The following is a 24,639-nucleotide window of genomic DNA, read 5'->3' on the forward strand; positions in this document are numbered from 1 at the left end:
GGTCAATAATACCAAAAAGCCATAAAAAAATCCCGACTTAATTAGTCGGGATTTTATATCTAAACAATAACTATATCAAATATCAACATTTTGAGATTTAACCTTCGCCATAAAATATTCCCGGTTCATACGCGCAATGTTCTTAACGGAAATTCCTTTCGGGCATTCTGCTTCACATGCATAAGTGTTTGAGCAGCTTCCGAATCCGTATTCATCCATCACTTTTACCATTGTTTCTACACGCTGATAACGCTCCGGCATCCCTTGAGGCAGCAACGCAAATTGTGAAACTTTTGCACTTACAAATAACATTGCCGATGCATTTTTACAAGCTGCAACACACGCACCGCATCCGATACATGAAGCTGCATCCATTGCTTCGGATGCAATTTCTTTCGCGATCGGAATTGCATTTCCATCCGGAACACTTCCGGTATTTACAGAAATAAATCCGCCGGCTTCCATAATTCTATCCATTGCGGAACGGTCTGTCATTAAATCTTTGATGATAGGAAATGCTTTTGCGCGGAATGGTTCAATATAAATTTTATCGCCTTCGTTGAAATTTCTCATATGCAATTGGCAAGTTGCAATTCTTGGAATTGGTCCGTGCGGTTGTCCGTTGATTACTAATCCGCAAGTTCCGCAAATTCCTTCGCGACAATCGCTTTCAAAAGCAATCGGTTCCAGATTTTTACTTTCGAGATCATTATTAATATCATCCAGCATTTCTAAGAAGGATGAATCCGGTGAAACAGCAACTTTATATTCAACAAAACTGCCGGGTGTTTTAGGACCGTGCTGGCGCCAAATCTTAAGAGTTAGATTTATTTTTTTATGTTCCATTATTTATAACTCCTTGTAGCTAATTTAACAGAAGTGAATTCAAGAGGTTCTTTGTTCAATTCCCATTTACCAACATCCTTAAATTCCCAAGCCGAAACAAAAGCATAATTTTCATCATTTCTTAAAGCTTCGCCTTCTTTAGTCTGATATTCTTCTCTAAAATGTCCTCCGCATGATTCGTTGCGAGTTAGTGCATCAAGAGCTATTAATTCTCCAAGCTCAAGATAATCTGCAACTCTTGCACCGCGTTCCAGACATTGATTAACATCTTTCGAATCACCGACAACATTTACATCTTTCCAAAATTCTTGTCTTAAAGCTTTTATCTCAACCATCGCTTCTTTCAATCCTTTTTTATTCCTACCCATTCCAACTTTATTCCACATAATTCTGCCGAGTTGTTTATGTATATCATCAACGGTTCTTTTTCCTTTGATTGAAAGAAGTTTTGTAGTCATATCTTCAACTTCTTTTTGAACTTTGTTAAATTCTGCATGATCAGCTTTAACTAAAGAAGGTTTATCCCCAGCAAGATAATTTCCGATTGTGTAAGGAATAACAAAGTAACCATCGGCTAATCCTTGCATAAGAGCACTTGCACCCAGGCGGTTTGCACCGTGATCTGAAAAGTTTGCTTCACCGGCTACAAATAATCCGGGAATTGAACTCATCAAATTGTAATCAACCCATAAACCACCCATTGCATAATGCGGTGCAGGATAAATTTTCATTGGTGTTTCATAAGGATTTTCTCCGGTAATCGTTTGATACATTTCACACAAATTTCCGTAACGTTCTTCAATTACATTTTTGCCAAGACGGTTTATTGCATCCTTAAAGTCGAGATACACTGCTTCTTTTCCTTGTGCACCCCGTCCGTCATCAAATGCTTCTTTTGCGGCACGTGATGAAATATCACGCGGACTTAAATTACCATAAGTTGGATATTTTCTTTCGAGATAGTAATCGCGTTCTTCTTCAGGAATGTCATTCGGTTTCCTCATATCATTCTTTAATTTGGAAACCCAAATGCGTCCGTCATTTCGTAAACTTTCGCTCATTAAAGTTAGCTTCGATTGATTCTCTCCGTGAACAGGTAAACATGTTGGATGAATTTGTGTATAGCACGGATTTGCAAATGCGGCTCCGCGTTTGTGTGCACGCCAAATAGCTGTTGTGTTACAATTCATGGCATTTGTAGAAAGGAAATAAGCGTTCATGTATCCGCCCGTTGCAAGAATAACTGCGTGAGCAGAATGTTTTTCAATTTCTCCTGTTAACAAATTTCTGACTACAATTCCTTTTGCAATTCCGTCAACAACAACAACATCAAGCATTTCCCTGCGTGTATAAAGTTTTACTTTTCCTGTTTTGACTTGTCTATTCATTGCAGTGTAAGCTCCAAGAAGAAGCTGCTGCCCGGTTTGTCCTTTCGCATAAAAAGTTCTTGATACAAGAGCACCGCCGAAAGATCTGTTATCAAGCAATCCGCCGTACTCACGTGCAAACGGAACTCCTTGAGCAACACATTGATCAATAATATTATTGCTTACTTCAGCAAGACGGTAAACATTTGATTCTCGCGAGCGGAAGTCACCGCCTTTTATGGTATCGAAAAATAATCTGTAAACCGAATCGCCGTCATTCTGATAATTTTTTGCTGCATTGATTCCGCCTTGTGCTGCAATGCTGTGAGCACGTCTTGCACTATCATGAAAAGTGAATGCCTTAACATTATAACCAAGTTCACCTAACGATGCAGCCGCTGATGCACCGGCTAATCCTGTCCCAACAACAATTACATCGTACTTACGTTTGTTTGCAGGGTTAACAAGTTTCATATTGAATTTGTGGTTCGTCCACTTCTCTTCTAATTTACCCGCAGGTACTTTCGCATCTAATTTTATCATCACTTACCTCCGAAGAAAAATAAAAAGTAAATTGGAATCGAAGCAAAACCGATCGTTATAATCACTACGTAGATAGTTCCAATTCTTTCGATCAATGGAAAATATTTTTTATGATTCCATCCGAAAGTTTGAAACGCACTTTGGAAACCGTGATTAAGATGAAATCCCAAAAGTAATACTGCAATGAAATAGAGAGCAGCATACCACCAGACTTGCAGCCATTCGGTTGTAATGGTATAAAGATCCAACTCACTACCTGAGTAATTGAACTTATACCAAATTGTTTGCAGATGAATTACTAAAAAGATAAATATGATGCTTCCGGTTATGAAAGCAGTGCGTGAAAAAACAGTTGTGTTCTTTCGTGATCCATTGACGGAATATCCTTGCGGTCTTGCCTGCTTATTTTCAATCCATAGACGCGTACCATTAAAAATGTGGAAAATAAAAATTGAAGCGAGAATAATTTCGATAACTCGAATAAATGGTTTAATACGCTCGAGTAGTCCCACATAATTGTTGAACGCATCTTTACCGCCGTACAAACTCATGTTTCCGGCGAGATGAACGATTAAAAAAAGCATAAGAGTCACACCGGTAATTGCCATCACCAATTTTTTACCAATGGATGAATTCAAGCTTTTCCAGACCCAGCCCATTAATTTTCTCCTCTTTTAAGATAGTTTGTTTTTAGAATAGATGTGGTTTGCTGAAATAATTTTTTGAAATGACTTTTTTCTGAAAAGAATATTTTTGCCACAGCGCTGGACTATAATTTTTAATCTCTACTTTAAGATAAAGCTAATAATGTTTTTTTTCAAAGAAGAAGTAGCTTTGTTTAATATTTAATTTTCTATCATTGCACAATTTTCCTTTCTTTTCTATCTTGCATCCGAAGTTCTTAAACATTTTGCGGTGTTCGTTTTGAACTCAATAGGGAAACCGGTGAAAGTCCGGTGCTGCCCCGCAACTGTAAGAGACATAAAAAGTCGTTTGACATAATGCCACTGGTACTTCGAGTGAAGAACGTAGAACGAAGAGTATTAAAATACTCGGAACTCTACACTCATCGTTCTACACCCAATCCGGGAAGGCGTTAAACGATGTCTCAAGTCAGGAGACCTGCCGCAGATATCACAAATTTATAAACCTTCGCGGGTAGAGGTTTTGGTTCATGAGTCTCCAGATCAATATTTCGAATCAATCTTAACATCACGCGAAGTTACAACTTTCTTAAAAGGAGTAACTTCTATGAAATATCTTCATTCATTTTTACTAATCTTTTTTCTGTTTCAGATTTTTATCTCAGCACAGCAATCAGATTCTGTTAAAACAACTTTATCGGAAATTGTTGTAACAGCTAATAAAACAGAAACCCCGTATTACGCTCTTGGCAGTTCTGTTTCAATTATTACTTCAGAAGAAATATCACGCCAAAATTTGCGAACTGTCGTTGATGTTCTTCGGGAAATGCCGGGACTTACCGTTACACAGCAAGGTGGACCGGGAAAACTTGCATACGTTTACATAAGAGGATCAAATTCAAATCATACGCTGGTAATTATTGACGGCGTTAAAATGAATGATGCTTCTTCTCCAAATAATGCATTTGATTTTTCTACGCTTAATACCAATGATGTTGAAAGAATTGAAATTGTTAGAGGTCCTCAAAGTACATTGTATGGTTCAGAGGCTATAGCAGGTGTAATAAACATAATTACAAAACGAGGAACTGATAAACCACAATTTAATTTTTCTGAAGAAGGCGGCTCCAACAATTATTACAGAGGAAATCTTTCCGCACAAGGGAAATATGGAATTCTTAGTTATGCAGTTACAGCAACCCGAAATGGAAGTGATGGTGTTTCTGCAAGCGATGCCCGTTTTGGTAATACAGAAAAAGATGGATACACGAACAATTCAATCTATTCACGTTTAGGTTTAGATCTATCATCAACTGCAAAGCTTGATATGATCTATAAGTTTACAAAAATGGAAACGGCGCTGGATCAAAATGAAAAATTTGGAGATGATCCTAATTTCAATTTTAATATTGAAGAACAACTTTTCAAAAGCGGATTAAATTTATCTTTCTTTGAAGGAAGATGGCAGCAGCAAATCAATGCTTCATTAGTAAAACGATTCAGCCATTCACTTGATCTTGTGGATCAAGCTCATCCTAATCTATCTTCAGACGGATTTAATAAAGCAGATCGTGTAAAATTCGATTGGCAGAACAATCTTCGTTTCATTGAAAATAATTTGGTTACGTTTGGAATTGAAACTGAAAATGAAAAAACAAATTCCAGTTATGTATCTACAAGCGATTGGGGACCGTTCGAAAGTATTTTTCCGGAACAATCCATAAGAACAACTGGCGTTTATTTACAAGATCAATTCAGTTATGAAAATTCATTATTTATCTCAGCCGGAGTTAGATTAGACAACAATCAAAAATTCGGAAGTGTAGCAACTTACAGAATTGCACCCGCTTATTATTTCAATTCAACAAACACAAAACTTAAAATGTCCTTCGGAACCGGCTTTAAAGCGCCCTCTCTCTTTTATCTTTTTGATCCGGTATTTGGTAATCCGGATTTACAGCCCGAGAAAAGTATCGGTTGGGATGCGGGTTTTGAACAATATTTTTCACAAGGAAAATTCAGCATTGCACTTACATATTTTAATTTGAAACTTGAGAACATGTTTGGATTTGATGCTAACTTTAGAACAGTAAATATTGCAAAAGCATCTTCACAAGGTTTTGAAGTTGTGGCATCGGTTTTTAATCTCAATAATTTTTCGGCAAATGCTAATTACACTTTTACAAAAACAAAAGATGAATATGAATTAAGTGCCGATTACGGAAAAGCTTTATTGCGAAGACCAAAACATCAAGCTTCTTTCAATATAAATTACAAGTTGAATGCAAATATGAATTGGAACATGCAGTTCCTTCATGTGGGCGAACGGGAAGACAAAGATTTTTCAACTTTTCCCACAGAACGGGTTGTTATACCTGATTACACTTTAGTTAATTTATCAGTATTGTATAAATTATTTAGTTACTTAGAATTAACAGGTAAGATCGAAAACCTATTTGATAAGCAGTATGAAGAAGTGTTGTATTATGGTACGCTCGGAAGAAGTTTTTATGTGGGACTGAATTTAAATTTATAATTAACTACTGATACTAGGTACTTGATGCCGGTATTTTCCAGCATCAAGTATCCTGTATCTAGTACCAATAAAATTAACCTCGACCCATTCCTTGTCTTCTTTGAGCCGCTTCTTCTTGAATCTTTTTAAATTCTGCTTTTTGTGTATCATCCAGAAGTGTTTCAATTTTCTTATTAGTTTTTTCTCTTAAACCCATCATTGCTTCTCGCATTGACTCCCTATCACCGCCGCTATTATCTCTAAGTTTCTGCATTTCGCCCATTTGATCTTTAAGAATAGTATCAACTTTATTGAATTGAGCATCTGTGAGTTTCAGTCTTTCTTTGTAGTTTTGGAGTTGCTGCTTCATTCGTTCTTGCGGATTCATACCTCCCATACCCTGAGAAAATGATTGAGTTGTAAAACCGAATAAGAAGAGTACCGACAAAATAACTACGAATTTTGCTTTCATGTTGCCATCCTATTTGTTGTATGTGATTAAAATAATTAACGTGATCTATTCAAACAATTTAAAAAGTGTTAAATCTATTTAATAAGAATCATCTTTTTAACAATTTCTTCGGAACCAGCTTTTAGTTATTCTATGATTAATTGACATTTGATGTTAACAGAAAGTTTAATCACGTTAGAGATAAATTATTATAGACGTTTAAAAATGTGATGTACATTAATTTTTCAAAGATTGAAAAGTATTGTTTTAATAGAATCAGTTGCCCGAGTCGTAATAACCCGGGCAATTAATCATTAACAATTATTGCTGCATACCTGCTAAGTGAATTGCGTTGAAGAGTAGTTTAAATGTCCCGAATGTTTGATGACGATTCTGAACTTTGAAACCAAATAAAATTACATGGCCATTTTTTTGTTTAACATCAACTACTGCATTTCGTTTGAATAGATAATCTTCGCCTAACAAAAATCCAGACTTTAATAAATTACTTGCTGGATACCTTGCTATAACGCTCCGATCAAAAGGTCCGAACGGTGTTGATGTTGTAAAAGCCATATTATCACTTAAATAACCGATTGACTCTCTATCCATTCCGTAACCAATTGGGTTTGTATTATCAACACTAATTCTAATTAAAGAACCGGGACAATAAAAATCATCGCTCTTAACATTTCTTAAAACATTAGTTACTTTCAGACCCAAGTCTTCAATTGCAAAATTACACGCCTGTCCAAGAGTTAATACATAACCGCCGTCTTTTTCAATAAATGTTTTTAGATTTTCAACTCCCTCTTTTTCAATTCCTCCTTCATATTCCGGCGGTTTTGGTCTGGAGAAACGTGCATTGTCACCACTTGGTTTTCCGGTTTTAATTATGTCTCCGGACATATCGGGAAATATGATAACATCAAAATTATCTTTTAGTTTTTTATTCTTGAAATCTTTGTTCACGATAGATGAAAATTCAAACTGATAATTTTCCAAAAGTAATCTTGTCCATCCTTCATCCATACTTGCAGAATAAGATTTATACAATCCTACGCGAACTTTTTTTAATTCTTTTAATTTTGATTTATCAGTTATATCTGTAGAAATTAGTTTTAAGTGAAGTTCATTTGCTAATTCTTTAACTGCTTTTGTTGATTTATCATTTACAGGAACAAAAACAGATCCGTCATCAAACTCGTTTGAACCGCTCTTGATTTTTTCGTTATTCCAATAGACTTCAATATTTTCTTTTTGAAGTCTGTTAATAAAAGTCGAATTTGCATTTAATCCTGCTGGAGAGACAAAGTAATTCCCCTCCGAAGGTATTATTGCTGATTGATATAGAGGACCATTTATAATTTTCGCATCAATTTGAACTGGATCATTAACTGTAAAAAACTTTACACCCATTTGATATGGAAGCGTCCAGCCGGCAACATCATAGGGACGCAACGGGGTTTCGTTTCTTGTTCTTCTAAGATCGGGATAAGTTTGTTCTTCGAAGAGATCTTTAACATATCTTCCATTCGGTTGTGCTAAAAATATTAAATAACTGTTTGCCGGATAGATTGTGTTACCAACTTTAAATTCCTTTTCAGAAAATTGAACTTCAACACCTCCCATTTGAAGTTTTTCGATCATCAACGAAGTGGTAACGGGATCTTTTTGATCTCTTGGAATTATATACGCATAAGGATTTCCTTCTTTTCCTTTTTCAATTGCATCTTTACACATTGTATAATAAGTTTTTAGTAAATCTTCCTTGAACATAGCAGATGTTTCAAGCAAACTGTAAGTAAGACCAAGTTCATAATCAACGATATCAAGCAGCCGCCACCAGCCGCCGCGCCATGGCGAAGGATAATTTGTTCGAATATCATAAGTTGTAATTTCTTGAGTTGCTTTTACTTCGGATGAATCAATAAAGATTGGACTTGCAACATTACAGCTTGCCATTTCTGATAGCATTCCGATTTGATTATGCCACAAAGAATTCTCAGTTGCACCTTCCCAGTATGCATCATATAAAGCTTGATCTATCACGCCGGTATATTTTTTCTTTTCTAGATCAAGTGCAGACATTCCGCCAAGAATTTTTTGCCATCTCCAAATAAGCGGATTCACATTTGGATTTATCGGATCTTTATAAGGTACTACAAAAAGTCTTGCACCATTACTGCCCATTTGATGTTCATCTAGCCAGATCTGCGGAAACCATTCTTGAAATGCAACCTTAACAACATTTTGTGTTTCTTTTAGATTGAACATAAACCAATCGCGGTTGTCATCATGCCCGGCATAAGGATGATATAAGAATGGTAATGAAGCTCCGTCATATTCGGTATTTAAATATTTGTTATACCAATCAACAACCATCGTAGTACCATCGGGATTTATTGAAGGCATTATGATAAAGATAACATCGTTAAGAGCTTTATTGGATTTTTCCGGAGCCGTTCCGCTTGCAAGTGTGTATGCAAATTCCATAGACATTTGTGATGAAGCAATCTCCGTAGAGTGGATGTTGCAAGTAACTAGTACTACAACTTTTCCGTCTTTGGTTAACTGTATAGCATCAGCATCATTTATTTTGCGAGGATCGGAAAGTTGTTGAATTATTTTTTTGTATTTATCAATTAACTTTAAATTCTCGGGCGAACTGATTATAGCCATGAACATTTCTTTACCGAGAGTTGTCTTACCGATAACTTGATAAAGAATTTTATCGGAGTTTTCGAAAAGGTGCTTAAAATATTTTGTGATCATTGCATAGTCAGCAATTTTATAATCAGCGCCAACTTTGAATCCAAGAAATTCTTCTGGTGATTTTAAATTCTGTCCGATTACAAACGAGAAAGAAACAAGTAACAAAACTGATAACAGCTTTCGCATTATTCCTCCGTCTAATTATTTCGTTGAGAACTTATAAGTAGTTGACTGTCTATAAGGTAATATCTTACTTGCTTTCAAAACAGTTGAAGGCCAATCCGGTTTGTTTGGAGAATCCGGAAAATGCTGGGTTTCTAAACACAATCCAGTTCTATATTGATACATAACTCCATTCTTACCTTTTACTTTTCCGTCAAGAAAATTACCGCAATAGAATTGAATGCCCGGCTGATTTGTCCACACTTGCATAAATCTTCCGGAAGTTGGTTCATATACAGTTGCAATCATCGGTTCAAGTTCTTGATGTTTATTCAAAACCCAATTATGATCGTAGCCAAGACCAAATTTTAATTGTTCATAATTTTCATTTATACGTGCACCAATCTTTGTCGGTTTGCGGAAATCCATAGGTGTATTAGTTACATCGGCAAACTTACCTGTAGGAATCAAACCTTTATCAACAGGAGTAAATTTATTGGCATCAATCATTAATTCATGATCAAGAATTGTTTTGTTTGGATCTCCAGTTAAATTAAAATATGAATGATGTGTGGGATTTATGATCGTGTTCTTATCACTCAATGCTGTATAGTTGATTGAAAGTTCATTGTCTTTAGATAGATTATAATTAACTGTTATTTCAACTGTACCGGGATATCCTTCTTCACCATCCTTACTTATATATTTCATTGCTATAAAAGAACCGCCCATTAAATTATTGTACTTAATATTACTATAACCAAGAACTTGCCAAACTTTTTTATTAAATCCGTTCGTTCCACCATGAAGATGATTTTCTCCATTATTGATTGAGAGTTGATATTCTTTTCCATCCAATTTGAATTTACCTTTTCCAATTCTATTTCCATATCTGCCAACAATCGCACCGAAATAAGATTTGTCAGCTTCATATCCCTCAATGTTATCATACCCTAAAACAACATCTTCATATTTTCCATTTCTATCCGGTGCTGTTAATGAAACAACCGTTGCACCGTAATTAGTAATTTTCACCGTCATACCGTTTTTATTCGTAAGAGTGTAGATATAAACAGTCTGTCCGTCAGCAGTTTTACCAAATAATTCTTTCTTCACTTCCATTTCTGCACTTGTCTCCTTATTCTTGCATGATGTTGAGAAAAGATTAACTAATAGAAAGAAACTTACCAAAGCATAATTCATAAATATTTTTGAAAATGATTTCATAATTATCCCTCGCCATTTTATTTATTTAAGAAAGATTTTTCACTGAGAATAATCATTTTTTGCTGAAAGATGAAATGTTAAGTTATCAATGTATTTACTTTCATGAGCTTTCAGAAATATATTTTCTCTTAGTGAACTTCCTATTACCCCTACAAAAATAATGATTTAATTAAAATCCGCTATGCATTTTCCCGATTTATTTTCTTTTGATTATCTTTAATCTTAATAAAACATTGAATACAAATGAAGTCACAAAGCAAAATTTTGTTGATCTTATCAGTAGCAGTATTGTGTTTTCTCTTTCTATTAATACATTTGCTTAATATCCAGCCGATTATAACTTACTCAATCATTTATATATTTTCCTCCATTATTTTTGTTTTCATTAGTTGGCTGATTCTAAAAAACGAGATCCCTTTCAGTTATGTCGTCGGGCTGGTTGCGGTTGGAATTTTGCTTAGAGTAAGTTTTGTTTCGATTAATCCAATTGGTTCTGATGATTATTACAGATACATGTGGGATGGAAAAGTTCAGTCAAGCGGAATCAATCCTTATCTTTATTTGCCAAATGATCCTTCATTGCAAAACCTCCATTCAGAGACTATACCAAAATTTGTCAACAATCCTGATATGAAAACAATTTATTTCCCTTTGAGTCAATGGTTGTTTTATGCGAGCTACTCATTAAGCGGAGAAGCTATCTGGGGATATAAATTATTATTGCTCATTTTCGAATTGATAACTTTATCAGCTCTATTTCTTTTAATAAGGAAAATGAATCTCCCCGATAAAAATATTTTACTTTATGCATTATGTCCTCTGCCCATTATACAATTTTCCCTCGATGCTCATCTTGATGGTTTTGGATTACCTCTTTTAATCCTTGCATTATTCTTCTATTTGGATAATAAAAAAATACTCTCATTAATTTTTCTCGGATTATCTTTTTCAATAAAACCTGTAGGACTTCTTTTTCTTCCTATTCTCTTTTTCTACGAAAAAAAATTACCGGGAAGAATTAAAGTTATATTTATTCCAGCAATTGCATTTAGTGTCCAGTTTATACCCTATATTTTTTCTTCCAATCCATTTGAAGCATTTTTTATTTACGCTAAGCATTGGACATTCAACGGAATTGTATTCAATATCATAGATTCATTCATTCAGAATAATCAAACGACAAGAATTATCTGCGGAATACTTTTAGTGATTTGCCTACTTCCGTTTATTTTCAATAAACTTGATTTGCTACAAAAATATTATTATTCGTTATTACTTCTTTTCATTTTCTCTCCGGTTGTTCATCCGTGGTATATTGCTTGGCTTGCAGTGCTGCTTCCTATACTTCCAAGATGGAGTGGAATTTTCTATGTTGGTTTGAGTTCTTTAACTGTGTTTACAGTTTTGAGTTACCAACTAAATGGTCTGTGGAAGGAATACCCGATTGTATTGATATTGGAGTACATCCCAGTCATTTCAATTTTTATTTACGAACTAAGGAAAGAAACGAAATTGTTTTTTGGAAGGCAAAATAAATTAATCGGCTAATGCTCAATTTTATACTTTTTGATTTTCGAAATTAAATTTACTCTTGATATATGCAGTATCTCCGCTGCTTTTGAACGATTCTTGTTAGTAAATTCTAGAACATGCTTAATATGATTTTTTTCCATTTCTTCTAAAGATTGTGGTATAATTTCTCCGTCTAACTCACCATAGGAATTATTATTCTCCAAGAAGTAATTCGGAAGTGACTTTTTATGCAGTTCGTTTGTACTTTCAACAATTATGGCGCTGTTAATTAAATTCATTAGCTCTCGAACATTACCCGGGAAAGAATAACTCATAAAACAATTTAATACTTGTAAAGAAATTTTTTCTACATTCTTTTTGTACTTTTCATTGAACATATTAAGAAAATAATTTGCCAATAATTCGATATCACCTTTTCTTTCTCTTAACGGAGGAAGGTTGATCGAATTAATGTTCAGTCTGAAAAATAGGTCTTTTCTAAAATTTCCTTTTTTAATTTCTTCAAAAAGATTTTTATTAGTTGCGGCGATGATCCTTACATCTGCCTTGATATTCTTTATTGAACCGAGCCGATAAAATTCTTCATCCTGCAGTACTCGCAGAAGTTTCACTTGAATAGGTAAAGACAGTTCGCCAATCTCATCTAAAAATAATGTGCCTCCGTTAGCATCTTCAATAAAACCGACTTTATCACTAGAAGCTCCGGTAAATGCGCCTTTTTCATGACCAAAAAATTCTGATGAAAATAGTTCTTGAGCAAATGCGCCGGCATTAACGGCTACAAATTTTTTATTCCGTCTGTTGCTAATTTTATGAATTGCTTGAGCAATCAGTTCTTTCCCGGACCCGCTTTCTCCCCAAATTAAAACGCTGTTATCTGTTATGGCAAATTTTTCAACGTAATGAAAAATTTTAACCATCTTTTCATCTTTAGTTATTATATTTTCAAAAACATCTTTATAAGCTAGTGTATTTAATGATAATCGCTGCGTTATGCCGCCTTCGTTCAATTCAAGTTTTCTCTTATCTAACGCTGTCTCGATAGTTTTGATTAATCTTTCTTCCTCAATTGGTTTAAGCATGTAATCGTAAGTTCCCAACTTCATTGCGGAAATAGCAAGATCAATATCTTCAACGCCTGTAAGTACAATTGTTGTTATGTTAATTTTATTTTCAGTGATATGTTTTAAAATATCTAGTCCGGTTATGTTCGGCATATCCATATCTAATAATAATAGATCATATTTCCCGGAATCCAAAAGATTAAAAGCCAGTGTGCTGTCTTGCAAAGTTTTTATTTGATACTTTCTGGTTTGCAGCAAGAAAATATTTAAGAAATTAAGAACTGCTTGATTATCATCAATAACTAAGATTTTATTCATCTTTTTCTGCATATGTTTTGATTGGGAAATGAATTGTAAATGTAGTACCAACTCCTAATTTTGAATCTACATTTATATATCCGTTATGATCTTTAATTATTCCATAAGTGATTGATAATCCTAATCCAGTACCGCCTTTATTTCGCTTAGTAGTAAAAAACGGGTCGAAAATATTTTTTATTGTAGTTTCATCCATGCCGCAGCCGTTATCCATAATAGTCAATAATACTTCTTTTTTATTTTCTTCATAACCGGTTTTTATTACAATTTGTCCTTCACTTTTTTCAATTGCTTCAGAAGCATTCATCACTAAATTTAATATCACTTGCTCAATCTTATTAATATTACCCTTAAACGCTGGTAAGTTTTCTGCAAGAATCATTTCCAACTCTGCGTATTTCTTTACATGTTTTCTTGTGAGAGTAAGATTATTTTTAATGATATAATTCAGATCAATATTATCAGTTAGCGTTCCATCATCTTTTTTGGCAAAGTTTCTCAAATCACCAACGATTTTTTTTGTCCTGTTGGCACCATTAATCATATCCGTAATTAATGTAGAAATGTTATCCTTAAAAACATCGTAATCTAATCGTGCAATTTTTAAATCCCTTTTAGTTGAATAATAATTATCAAGAACCGGAAAGATATCATCTAATGCTTCTTGTATGATTTTTAAATTTCCAAGTATAAACGTATTCGGATTGTTGATTTCATGAGCAACTCCGGCAACAAGTTTACCCAGTGATGCTAATTTATACGATTGTAAAAGTTGGGCTTCCATTCTTTTCTGAACTGTTATATCTCTGCAAACTTCCAAGACTCTATCAACTTTGCTGTCCTGATCGAAGATTGGATATGATCTTAGTGTATAATAAATATCGCCTCCATCCTTTTCTTCCAAACAATTTTGTGCGGATTTAAAAGTATTTAAAGCCGGACAATTTGCGCATTGTTCGTTTTGTCCAAACAATTTATTATAGCATTTGCCTGAATCGCCTATATCATCTTTATTCGACATTATAATATTGAACTCATGATCTATAACAACTATGCGGTCTGAAATTGCGCTGAAGAAAGTACGAAGTTTCTCTTGTTTCTGATGGCACTCTTCTGTTAACCTTAATAAGGTTTCATTTTTGGCAAGTAATATTTTTTTCTGTTTTTCAAGATTTATTGTTTTCTCCGATTCTTCTATAGCCCTTGCAAACTTACCTGCGATCTCATTTATCATACTCTGTTCTTCTTCGAGAAAACCAACATTACTTTTTAGTAATACTTTAATCTCTCCATGTTTTTTATTATTAACATTTATATCAGAAAAATAAATCGAATTAATTGTTTTGGGATTCCACGAAGTATCACCAAATATCTTTTTACCAATTTCAAAATTGATTATCACATCATTAGGAAATTGAAAGGCGGCTTGAACATGCCTAATACATTTTTCCAACGCTTCGTTAATTGATTGAGGGGCTTCTAATTCCTTGCTAACATTATATAGGCAACGTAATTCTTTTACTCTTTCTTTCAGATCATGTTCGATTCTTGTTATCTCTACAACTTTATCTTTCGGTGTTAAAAGAATGTGCGGGTCCAAATCAAAATTAAGAGGGAATAAAATATATTCTTCTTTAATTCCGTTTAATTTAATTGTATGCGGTTCTAGATCAGACTTGACTTGTTCAATAGTTTCAAAAAGTGTTTTCGATTTATAGTTAGATTGGTGAGAATCATATAATAAACCGGTAATATTTTTTTCAGAAATATTTAATAACCGTTTAAGAGCATTACCTTCAAATACTACTTCATTGTTCCGATCGAATATTAACACATGATCAAATAATTCGTAAATCAATTTGTAGCTGGTTGTTTTTAGCATAATCTAAACTAATTGCATTTTGACATTTGAAACATAATAATTCTCTGGGAAATGAATTACAGGTTTGATCGCTTCAAAAGTTGTTAAGTCTGATTTGTTTAATGAGAATTTTAATTTCTTTTGCGTAAAATCATTATCAGTCACGTTTTCAATCCATGATTTTTCAATTTCAATTGAACTGTAAAATTTATTTACTCTTTTTATTTCATCAAAAATTTCATCTATTGTTCTATGCTGAAATCCCGATGAAAAGTGGTTGGCCAGTTTCTCAATTATTTCCCAATTCATGATTTCATTATTATCAATAAATTTTTTCGCTTTTTGCAGTGTATTATCGCAGCGTGTGAAAGTTCCATCTTGTTCCAGATATGTCCGAGCAGGCAATACTACATCAGCTTCATAAACGGAGTCGGTGTAAAATGAATCACTTACAAGTAAAAATTCTAAATTGCTTAGGAATTTTCTATTGATATTAAATGCAACCGGGTCTTCTCCAAAAACTATTGCAGCTTTTATTTCACCATGATTCATTTTATTTTCAAGATCAACTTTTTTGAAAATTGAATTCAGATTTACTCCCCACTTATTTCCGATCCTTTCTATCTCACCTAATTCATCATGTTTTACGTAACCGGGCAAGTAATTAGGATTAACACCCATATCTAAAAGTCCGGTTGAGTTACAATTATCTCTTAGTAAAATTATTCCGTTGTTTTCCCGATTAATTCTTCCAGTCATTAATAAGAAATTGCCAATTGCTCTAAGATCATTATTTGATTTCTCCCTTGTAGAATCCTGATTATAAATGAAAACAATATTCGAATTTATGTTTTTGGTTATATCAAAAAGCTGATTGAATTTATCACGATCAATATTTATCAATTCCATAGCTTCATCCAGATTCATCATCTCGAGTTTGTTTTTAAATTTATCGAAATGTTCTGTTTTAGAATTAATAAAATTGTTGTCAATTGAATCACATTCAACAAATAATTTCATTAAAGCATCAAGTAAAAGTGTATTTGTTCCTTTTGTGCTGTCTAACCAAAGGTCAGAATGTTTAACTAATCTCATCTCTGATGAATTTATAACAACTAATTTTGTCCCTCCTTTTTGAGCGTCTTTTATCTTCAATTCCATAATCAAATTTTCTTCGGAGAGATTTGAATTTATTACCACAATCACATCAGCATTTTTCAAATTGTCCATGGTAGTTGTTGAAATAGTATAATTTAGAGACTCATCAAGTACATCTAATTCTTTATTCTGAAACAGATTGGAAAAACTGGAGATATTGTTATTCTTTAGACTAACACGTGTAAATTTTTGAAGTAGATATAATTCCTCATTAGATAAATTCGGAGATGCAAAAACCGCAACAGAATCTTCTCCATATTTATTAATTATTTCTTTTATTTTTTTCTCTGAATAAATAATTGCTTCGTCAACTCCAACTTCGTGCACCAAATTATCTCTTCTAATAATTGCGTTGTTCACTCTATTTTTATTCATCAAATAACGGTGTCCGAATCTTCCTTTAACACATAGATAGCCTTTGTTATGAGTATTTATTATTTCCTCTGTAGAATTGGATACGTAGAAAATATCATCATTAATTTTTTTGAAATTGACTTTGCATCCGACAGAGCAAAAACCGCAAACAGTCTCATGATTTTCTTTTGGTAATGTTCCCATAACTTTAAATGGGAATTTTTCGCTGATCGCCCCGGTCGGGCAAACATCAATGCAGTTACCGCAAGTAATACAATTCGTATCCAGCAGCGGTTTTTCCATTGCGGGTTTAACCACCGATTTGAATCCTCGGTAAACAAACCCAAGTGCAGATACTTTTAAAATTTCCGTACATGTTCTTACACATTTGCCGCAGTTAATACATTTATTCGGATCTAAAGAAATAAAAGGATGTCTGTTGTCAACTAAATATTTTTTAGTTTCACCAATGTATTCCGAAATGTCCAGATTAAATTCTTCCGAATATTTTCTAAGGGCGCAGTCGTAATATTCTGCACAGCCGCATTCCAAACAACGCGCACATTCATTCAGCGACTGCTCTTCAGTAATTCCCAAATCAACCTCATCAAAAGTGTGAATTCTATCGGTCACATTTAACTCTGCCATTTTTTCTCGTGCTAACTTTTTGATCTGAGAAAATTCCCTTTCGGATAATTCACCAAATCTATTTTTCGAACTCAAGAAATTTTTTTCAAATATTTTTACCGTTCCAAATTCTAAGTAACTCATAATTGATTGTGCCGCTTGTTTGCCTTGAGCAATAGAACTGATTGCAGTTAATGGACCCGTTACTGCATCACCTCCGGCAAATACTCCGGGAATTGAGGTGGCGAGAGTTTTTTTATTTACCGTTATGGTTCCCCATTTTTCAAGTGAGCAGTTTTTATCAAGATTTACAAAAGCTGTATCCACTTTCTGACCAATCGCACCGATAAGAAAATCGCATTCAACAATAAATTCCGACCCTTCAATCGGAACAGGCTGCGGCCGCTCTCCGGGTTTTGCTGCTTCAAGTTTTTGCCTTAAGCATTCTATTCCTTTTAATTTTTTATTCTCAGCAACAATTGCTTTAGGATTTGTTAAAAATAGAATTTCAATTCCTTCTTTTTGTGCTGCTTTAATTTCTTCATGATGTGCAGGCATTTCTTTTATACTTCTTCTGTAAACGATTTTTACTTTTTCAGCACCGCATCTCAACGCAGTTCTAGCAGCATCAATTGCTGTGTTGCCGCCGCCTACAATTACAACTGTTCCATTTAGTTTAGGAACATTTCCATTTTCAACTTCACGCAAGAAACCTATTCCGTCAAAAACTCCTTCGGTTTCATTTTCACCTTTAAGTCCCATTGTTGATGCTTTGTGCGCACCGACTCCGACAAATACAGATTCAAATCCTTTATCCATCAATTCTTTTATTGAAATATCTTTACCTAATTCAATTCCGGTTCTTACATCAACACCAAGATCAAGAATCCAATTGATCTCGTCATCAAGAACTTTTTTCGGCAGACGGTATTCTGGGATTCCGTACCGCAGCATTCCACCAAGTTCAGGAAGTTTTTCAAAAATTGTAGGAGAATAACCTTCGAGGGTAAGATAGTATGCGCAAGTTAATCCCGCCGGACCACCGCCGATGATTGCAACTTTTTTATTCTTTCTTGGTTTTAATTCAGGAATCCATTTGTCGCTGCTGTCAATATCCGCTATATATCTTTTCAAATAATTACAGCCGACCGGTTCATCAACAAAATTTCTGCGGCAGGCAGTTTCGCAATCTCTAACGCAAACTCTTCCAATTGATTGAGGCAGCGGATTATTTTCTTTTACCAATTTGATTGCATCTTTGTATTTACCGACAGAGATTAATGCGATGTATGATTGCGCATCAACTCCTGCAGGACAATTACTTTTACATGGACCAATACAATCTGCATAATGATTTGAAAATAGAAGTTCCAGCGCAGTTTTTCTCGCGCTCAAAACACTTTGGCTGTTTGTGTGAACTTTCATTCCATCGCGAACAAATGTCGCACATGATGGAGCGTGCTTATTCATTCCTTCAACTTCAACAACACAAAGATAACATGATGTAAAATGTTCAAGACGTTTATCGTGGCAGAGTGTTGGAATCTTATCTATTTTATTTTCATGAACAACTTCTAATATTGTCTTATCCGGAGTTGTTATAATTTCTTTATCGTTAATAATTACTTTTACATTTTCCATAATTCAGTCCTTAGAAGAATTTCAGTTTTTTATTACCGCGTCTAAATTGCATACATCGAAACAGCGACCGCACTTAATACACAATTCTTGATTGACGTAGTGAACCGCTTTCTTGCTTCCGGTAATTGCATTGGATGAACACGCTTTGATACAAAGTCCGCATCCTTTACAATTCACTTCGTCAATGGTATAATCAATTAATGCTGAGCAGCTATGCGCAGAACATTTTTTGTTTTGTATGTGTGCTTCGTATTCTTCCCTAAAATATTTGATAGTTGTTAAAACCGGATTTGGTGCAGACTGCCCCAGTCCGCAGAGACTGTTCTTTGTAATTTTGCTGGCTAAGTCTTGAAGTATTTCAACATCATTTTCTTTTCCTTTACCGATTGTAATTCTTTCTAGAATCTCCAGCATTCTTTTTGTACCAACTCTGCAGAATGTGCATTTACCGCAAGATTCATTTTGTGTAAAGTTTAGAAAGTAACGTGCTAGATCTACCATGCAGGTTGTTTCATCTAGTACTATCAATCCACCGGAACCCATTATTGCACCGGTGCGGACGATCTCATCATAATCTATTTTAAGATCTCCCATACTTGCCGGAATGCATCCGCCGGATGGTCCTCCCATTTGTACAGCTTTGAATTTTTTATCGTTCTTAATTCCGCCGCCGAGATCAAAAACAATTTCATTGATCGTCATACCCATCGGTACTTCTGCAAGCCCGCTTCTTTTTATTTTTCCAGCAAGCGCAAAAACTTTTGTCCCTTTACTTTTTTCAGTTCCCAGAGAAGAATATTTTTCCCATCCGTTATTAATTATCCATGGTATATTAGCAAATGTTTCAACGTTGTTGATGTTTGTCGGTTTATCCCATAAACCTTTGCTCGCAGGAAACGGAGGACGAAGCCGGGGAACTCCGCGCTTTCCTTCTATCGAAACCATCAGCGCAGTTTCTTCGCCGCAAACGAATGCACCGGCGCCTTCTTTAATTTTTATTGTGAAGTTGAACTTCAAGCCTAAAATATTTTTTCCTAAAAATCCTTTTAACTCGCATTGTTTTATTGCTGTCCGTAATCTTTTAATTGCAAGCGGATATTCTGCACGGCAGTAAATGTATCCTTCATCCGAGCCGATTGCATATGCTGCTATCATCATTCCTTCAAGGACAGAATGCGGATCTCCTTCCAAAACACTTCTATCCATAAATGCGCCGGGGTCACCTTCATCGGCATTGCAGATAATATATTTCTTTTCGCTTTTTTCTTGATTAGCAAATTTCCATTTCATCCCCGTTGTAAATCCGGCACCGCCTCTTCCGCGCAAACCGGATTTAATAATCAAATCAATAACCTCCTGTTGTGTAAAATTTTTCAATACTTTTTCTAAAGCTTTGTACCCGTCGTGTCCAATGTATTCGTCTATTGATGTTGGATCTATTACACCGCAATTACGAAGAACAATTCTTTTTTGATTTTTAAGAAAAGCATCTTCTTTTGAAACATCATTGCTTTTAATAATCCATTCAATAACAGGTTTATTATTTATTAAATGTTCATTTACTATTCTACCAACTTTATCAACAGTAACGTTTGAATAAAGGAAGCTATCGTTATCATCTACAACTTCAACCAACGCTTCTTCGTAGCACATTCCCATACAACCGGTTTCGTTAATCTCGATTTCAAGATTTTTTGTTTTTATCTCTTCTTTGAGTTTATTGAAAACCAATTCTCCGCCAGCAGAAATTCCACAAGTACCTAACCCAACTTTTACTTTTTTCATGACGCGATCCGGATTTTTTCTTCTGTTTTGTACTTCTTCAATATTTTTTTGACCTTATCCATTGTAAGATTTCCGCGCGTATCATCGTTTATCATAAGCACAGGGGCTAAAGAACAGCAACCTAAACATGCTACTGATTGCAAACTGAAAATGCCGTCATCGGTAGTTTCTCCAACAGTAATACCTAACTCATCTTGAAGAGCAGTTAGAATACTTTTAGCACCGTTAACATGGCAGGCTGTACCTTCGCAAATTCTTATAAGATTTTTACCGAGCGGTTTTAACCGGAATTGTGAATAGAAAGTTATTACGCCATAAATTTCTGCGGCGGGTATCCCAACTAATTCACTTATATAATAGATAACTTTTTCCGGAATATATCCGTATGAATCCTGCGCAGCTTGAAGCAGCGGAATGAGCGAACCATTTTGATGTCTCTTGTTAACAAGGTCAATTTTAAAATTTACAATGCTTTTTTTCTCTTGAACTTCTGTATCGTTCATGATTTTCACTCACATTAGTAGTTGATTAAGTGATTTTTACATTTCATAAATATTGATGATCGGATATTTTTTAATTTTTACAACGCCATCCAAGTTGACTAATTTATTTTCGAGAAATTTATCAATCTGGCCAAAGTGAGTTCCGCTTACCATCATTATTAAATTGAATTTCCCGGAAATGAAATCACAATAAACTACATTTTCCGTGAGTTTCAGTATTGGATAAATATCTTCGATCTTCTCTTTTTCAACTTCTACTAATACATATGAACAGACAGATTGACTTGAATCCCTTGCAGCACCAAGACTGGGAATCTCATTTGAAAGAGATATACCCGCCGAATTGATTATTTCTTTAATATTATCTGTCATCATCGGTACACTAACAGGAAGAAATTCAGCTTCTTTAATTCCATCCAGAGTTTGAATCTCTTTCTCAAATAGCTCTTTACATTTTTCGATGGAGTCAGATTGTACCAATAAAAAAATATCTACGTCGCCTTTTGTAGCATCACAATACAATACGTTTTCCATAAAGTATAATTTTTTATAAACTGCAAAGAAGTCGGCTTTAGGATCAACCTTCAAGAGCATATAGGCCGCAATTGTTTTTTCTTCCTTCTTTTCATGAATCTCTTTGTTTGGAGATTTCGGCTGCTTCTCAAGTATTCGGTTAATCTCAGCAGTTAGATCATCTACATCAAATGGTTTTTCGAGAAATGCATCTACCTTCAAATTATCAATCTCAGTCTCTTCAAGTTTATTAGCATAACCGGTAATGTAAATCATAGATGTGTTTGGATATTTTGATTTAATAATTTTACCGAGTTTGATTCCGTCTATATCCGGCAGTTGAATATCAAGTACTACAGTATCGAGTACAATATCATTCTTTTTGTAGAGATCAATTTTCTTTAGGGCATTAATACCGTTTTCGCTCAGATCAACATCAATCCCTCTCTGATTTAATCCGAGAGAAAGTGATCGCCTTAATGAGGGCTCATCATCAATTAATAAAATTCTCTTTTGCATTTTAGGTTTCTCCTTGTTGAATAATTGCACTTATTCAAGCAAGGAACATACCAGCTTGTAATACACAAATTGAGTTGATAATGAGAAGTTCTTGATGATGATGATTTTCAGGAGTGTTAAAATATTTTGCAGTTATTCTGTAAGACTAATCATGTCAATAAGATAGATGATGTAAAATAATTTTACATCGTGTAAACAAAAAAGCCCGACTAATTATGTCGGGCTTTACAAAAAATGAAATGTTCATTTTATCAAATCTTATTTAAGCCATTCTTCAATTTTCTTAGCTACTTGTTCCCCAGTAAAGCCAAATTTTTCTGCTAAAGTTTGATAAGGAGCCGAAGCACCGAATCCAGTCATTCCAATGGTTAATAATTTATTTCTAAACAAATCTCCCCAACCGGTCATAGATGCAGCTTCGATTACTACAACCGGAACATTATCGGGAACAATTTTCTTTTTGTAATCTTCATTATGTCTTTCAAAAATTTCTTTTGAAAGAATAGAAATGACTCTAACTGATAATTTGCCTTCCAGTAATTTTTGTGCAGCAATAGCGACTGGCAGTTCAGAGCCGGTAGATGCAATAACCAAATCAACATTCTTTCCATTTTCTTGTGATACCACATATCCGCCTTTCAAAACTTCTTTAGGATCAAAATCTAGTCCTCGAACAATCGGATCAATTTTCTGTCTTGTAAGAATTAATGCAATCGGTCCACCTTTATGATATAAAGCATAATACCAAGCGGCGGCAGTTTCAATTCCGTCTGCCGGTCTTAAGACGGTAACGTTTGGAATTGCACGAAGTACAGCTAAATGTTCAATCGGCTGATGAGTAGGTCCGTCTTCACCGAGAAAAATACTATCGTGAGTAAAAACATAAACAACGGGTAATCCCATAATAGCAGCAAGTCTAATTGAAGGGCGCATGTAATCTGAAAAAACTAAAAAAGTTGCACCAAAAACTTTGAAGCCGCCGTAAAGTGTAATGCCGTTAAGAATTGAACCCATCGCATGTTCACGGATTCCAAAATGAAAATTTCTTCCTTCAAATTTTCCGGGAGCGATTGCGCTGTAGTTTTTCATTAAAGTATTTGTTGAAGGAGCGAGATCTGCAGAACCGCCGATAAAATTAGGAACAAGCTCTGCAATTTTCTGAATTACCTTACTTGATAATACGCGTGTTGCATTTGCTTCCTTACCAGCGGCATTTAATAATTCTTCATAAAGATTTTCAGGCAACCATCCATTCTGATATTTGTTAAACAATTCTGCTTTGTCGGGATTTTCTTTTTCCCACGATTCGAATTTATCAGTCCAATTATAGTATTCATTTATTAATAACTTTTTTGTCGCTCCAAATAAATTTTTAACTTCATCAGGCACATAAAAATCTTGCTCGTAATTCCATCCCAAATTCTTTTTGGTTTCAGCTAATTCTTCTTTGCCTAAAGGTGAACCGTGAACTTCAGGCGTATCAACTTTATGCGGACTGCCAAACCCTATGTGAGACTTTGTTATGATGATAGTTGGTTTTTCTTTTTCGCTCTGTGCAATTTTAATTGATCGGCGAATACCATCATGATCATAAGCATCAATCTGCAGAGTTTGCCATCCGTAAGCTTCAAATCTTTTTGCAATATTTTCCGAAAAAGTTAGTTCAGTATTTCCTTCAATTGTTATGCTGTTATCGTCATAAAAGTAAATTATGTTACCGAGTTTCAAATGTCCGGCAATCGAAGCAGCTTCGTGAGAAATTCCTTCCATCAAACCGCCGTCACTAACAATTCCGTAGATGTAATGATTTCCAAACAATTGATTTTTATCATCGTTGAATCTAGCGGCAATCATTTTTGATGCGATCGCCATTCCGACACCGTTTGCAAATCCTTGTCCCAACGGACCAGTTGTAGTTTCCACTCCTGGAAGATGATTGTACTCGGGATGACCCGGTGTTCTGCTTCCCCATTGCCTGAAAGATTTTAAATCATCAATTGTTACAGCATATCCGCTAACATGTAGTAAAGAATATAAAAGCATTGAACCATGACCTGCAGACAAAACAAAACGGTCCCTGTTCACCCATTTAGGTTCATCGGGATTATGTTTTAAAAATTCGCTCCATAAAACTGACGCAACATCAGCCATACCCATCGGCATTCCGGGATGACCTGAATTTGCTTTTTGAACACCTTCAGCCGCAAGGAGTCGAATTGTATTCGCAGCTAATTTTTCTACACTCCCATCTAAATAATTTTTCATTTCCATAAAAAGTTAACCTTGTTTTGGA

The 24,639-nt window shown here is 34.7% G+C and carries 15 protein-coding genes, 1 pseudogene and 1 riboswitch; of the genes and pseudogenes, 2 read left to right on the top strand and 14 right to left on the bottom strand.

Translation table 11 applies throughout. From position 1 onward, the window contains the following. Window positions 1–75: 75 nt before the first annotated feature. From NTZ27_13165 to NTZ27_13175, 3 genes are read right to left on the bottom strand one after another with little or no spacing between them, the layout of a single operon-like run. Window positions 76–846: a succinate dehydrogenase/fumarate reductase iron-sulfur subunit gene (locus NTZ27_13165; GenBank protein ID MCX6175696.1), complete on the bottom strand. Its 771-nt coding sequence runs from the start codon at window positions 844–846 to the stop codon at window positions 76–78. After that, a complete protein-coding gene (locus NTZ27_13170; GenBank protein MCX6175697.1) occupies window positions 846–2,756 on the bottom strand; it encodes a fumarate reductase/succinate dehydrogenase flavoprotein subunit in 1,911 nt (636 codons plus the stop codon). Before NTZ27_13170 ends, NTZ27_13165 begins: the two co-directional genes overlap by 1 nt. Beyond that, the gene (locus NTZ27_13175) at window positions 2,756–3,415 is read right to left on the bottom strand and encodes a succinate dehydrogenase cytochrome b subunit (GenBank protein ID MCX6175698.1); all 660 of its coding nucleotides are present in this window, start codon (window positions 3,413–3,415) and stop codon (window positions 2,756–2,758) included. Before NTZ27_13175 ends, NTZ27_13170 begins: the two co-directional genes overlap by 1 nt. Before the next feature lie 237 nt (window positions 3,416–3,652). Further along, a riboswitch (cobalamin riboswitch) is annotated at window positions 3,653–3,901 on the top strand. 106 nt (window positions 3,902–4,007) lie between these two features. Between NTZ27_13175 and NTZ27_13180 the strand changes: the two genes are divergently transcribed. Continuing rightward, window positions 4,008–5,936, top strand: a complete 1,929-nt coding sequence (locus NTZ27_13180) for a TonB-dependent receptor (protein MCX6175699.1) — start codon at window positions 4,008–4,010, stop codon at window positions 5,934–5,936. Window positions 5,937–6,009: 73 nt separating this feature from the next. Here the strand turns inward: NTZ27_13180 and NTZ27_13185 are convergent, their stop codons facing one another. The 3 genes from NTZ27_13185 to NTZ27_13195 form a co-directional block, all read right to left on the bottom strand. Continuing rightward, a complete protein-coding gene (locus tag NTZ27_13185) occupies window positions 6,010–6,387 on the bottom strand; it encodes a hypothetical protein (protein ID MCX6175700.1) in 378 nt (125 codons plus the stop codon). Window positions 6,388–6,687: 300 nt separating this feature from the next. After that, a complete protein-coding gene (locus tag NTZ27_13190; GenBank protein MCX6175701.1) occupies window positions 6,688–9,267 on the bottom strand; it encodes a M14 family metallopeptidase in 2,580 nt (859 codons plus the stop codon). Between the two features lie 15 nt (window positions 9,268–9,282). Next, window positions 9,283–10,470, bottom strand: a complete 1,188-nt coding sequence (locus tag NTZ27_13195; GenBank protein MCX6175702.1) for a galactose mutarotase — start codon at window positions 10,468–10,470, stop codon at window positions 9,283–9,285. Between the two features lie 243 nt (window positions 10,471–10,713). Here NTZ27_13195 and NTZ27_13200 point away from each other — a divergent pair, with 243 nt between their 5' ends. After that, window positions 10,714–12,018, top strand: coding sequence for a hypothetical protein (locus NTZ27_13200; protein MCX6175703.1), 1,305 nt, complete (start codon window positions 10,714–10,716; stop codon window positions 12,016–12,018). On the opposite strand, the gene NTZ27_13205 is transcribed toward NTZ27_13200, so the two are convergent. The 8 genes and pseudogenes from NTZ27_13205 to tkt all read right to left on the bottom strand — a co-directional run bounded on the left by NTZ27_13205 (window position 12,015) and on the right by tkt (window position 24,611). Then, window positions 12,015–13,385, bottom strand: coding sequence for a sigma-54 dependent transcriptional regulator (locus NTZ27_13205; protein ID MCX6175704.1), 1,371 nt, complete (start codon window positions 13,383–13,385; stop codon window positions 12,015–12,017). The genes NTZ27_13200 and NTZ27_13205 overlap by 4 nt on opposite strands. Beyond that, the gene (locus NTZ27_13210) at window positions 13,378–15,267 is read right to left on the bottom strand and encodes an ATP-binding protein (GenBank protein ID MCX6175705.1); all 1,890 of its coding nucleotides are present in this window, start codon (window positions 15,265–15,267) and stop codon (window positions 13,378–13,380) included. The genes NTZ27_13205 and NTZ27_13210 overlap by 8 nt, the downstream gene beginning before the upstream one ends. Before the next feature lie 3 nt (window positions 15,268–15,270). After that, window positions 15,271–18,723: a molybdopterin-dependent oxidoreductase gene (locus tag NTZ27_13215; GenBank protein MCX6175706.1), complete on the bottom strand. Its 3,453-nt coding sequence runs from the start codon at window positions 18,721–18,723 to the stop codon at window positions 15,271–15,273. Further along, window positions 18,721–19,026: pseudogene (locus NTZ27_13220) on the bottom strand (2Fe-2S iron-sulfur cluster-binding protein). The gene NTZ27_13215 and the pseudogene NTZ27_13220 overlap by 3 nt, the downstream one beginning before the upstream one ends. Window positions 19,027–19,047: 21 nt before the next feature. Beyond that, a complete protein-coding gene (locus tag NTZ27_13225; protein MCX6175707.1) occupies window positions 19,048–20,811 on the bottom strand; it encodes an NADH-quinone oxidoreductase subunit NuoF in 1,764 nt (587 codons plus the stop codon). Beyond that, window positions 20,808–21,314 carry an NADH-quinone oxidoreductase subunit NuoE gene (nuoE, locus tag NTZ27_13230; protein MCX6175708.1) on the bottom strand — a complete coding sequence of 169 codons (507 nt, stop codon included), beginning with the start codon at window positions 21,312–21,314 and terminating at the stop codon, window positions 20,808–20,810. The genes NTZ27_13225 and nuoE overlap by 4 nt, the downstream gene beginning before the upstream one ends. Before the next feature lie 36 nt (window positions 21,315–21,350). Next, the gene (locus NTZ27_13235; protein MCX6175709.1) at window positions 21,351–22,346 is read right to left on the bottom strand and encodes a response regulator; all 996 of its coding nucleotides are present in this window, start codon (window positions 22,344–22,346) and stop codon (window positions 21,351–21,353) included. Window positions 22,347–22,604: 258 nt separating this feature from the next. After that, window positions 22,605–24,611, bottom strand: coding sequence for a transketolase (gene tkt, locus NTZ27_13240; protein ID MCX6175710.1), 2,007 nt, complete (start codon window positions 24,609–24,611; stop codon window positions 22,605–22,607). Between the last annotated feature and the right edge of the window lie 28 nt (window positions 24,612–24,639).

It is taken from the genome of Ignavibacteriales bacterium (assembly GCA_026390775.1).
In the GTDB taxonomy this organism is placed as follows: domain Bacteria; phylum Bacteroidota; class Ignavibacteria; order Ignavibacteriales; family Melioribacteraceae; genus Fen-1258.

Excerpts from the sequence above, each read along its gene's own strand:
- NTZ27_13165 (MCX6175696.1), bottom strand. The coding sequence starts at position 846 with ATGGAACATAAAAAAATAAATCTAACTCTTAAGATTTGGCGCCAGCAC.
- NTZ27_13170 (MCX6175697.1), bottom strand. The coding sequence starts at position 2,756 with ATGATAAAATTAGATGCGAAAGTACCTGCGGGTAAATTAGAAGAGAAG.
- NTZ27_13175 (MCX6175698.1), bottom strand. The coding sequence starts at position 3,415 with ATGGGCTGGGTCTGGAAAAGCTTGAATTCATCCATTGGTAAAAAATTG.
- NTZ27_13180 (MCX6175699.1), top strand. The coding sequence starts at position 4,008 with ATGAAATATCTTCATTCATTTTTACTAATCTTTTTTCTGTTTCAGATT.
- NTZ27_13185 (MCX6175700.1), bottom strand. The coding sequence starts at position 6,387 with ATGAAAGCAAAATTCGTAGTTATTTTGTCGGTACTCTTCTTATTCGGT.
- NTZ27_13190 (MCX6175701.1), bottom strand. The coding sequence starts at position 9,267 with ATGCGAAAGCTGTTATCAGTTTTGTTACTTGTTTCTTTCTCGTTTGTA.
- NTZ27_13195 (MCX6175702.1), bottom strand. The coding sequence starts at position 10,470 with ATGAAATCATTTTCAAAAATATTTATGAATTATGCTTTGGTAAGTTTC.
- NTZ27_13200 (MCX6175703.1), top strand. The coding sequence starts at position 10,714 with ATGAAGTCACAAAGCAAAATTTTGTTGATCTTATCAGTAGCAGTATTG.
- NTZ27_13205 (MCX6175704.1), bottom strand. The coding sequence starts at position 13,385 with ATGAATAAAATCTTAGTTATTGATGATAATCAAGCAGTTCTTAATTTC.
- NTZ27_13210 (MCX6175705.1), bottom strand. The coding sequence starts at position 15,267 with ATGCTAAAAACAACCAGCTACAAATTGATTTACGAATTATTTGATCAT.
- NTZ27_13225 (MCX6175707.1), bottom strand. The coding sequence starts at position 20,811 with ATGAAAAAAGTAAAAGTTGGGTTAGGTACTTGTGGAATTTCTGCTGGC.
- nuoE (MCX6175708.1), bottom strand. The coding sequence starts at position 21,314 with ATGAACGATACAGAAGTTCAAGAGAAAAAAAGCATTGTAAATTTTAAA.
- NTZ27_13235 (MCX6175709.1), bottom strand. The coding sequence starts at position 22,346 with ATGCAAAAGAGAATTTTATTAATTGATGATGAGCCCTCATTAAGGCGA.
- tkt (MCX6175710.1), bottom strand. The coding sequence starts at position 24,611 with ATGAAAAATTATTTAGATGGGAGTGTAGAAAAATTAGCTGCGAATACA.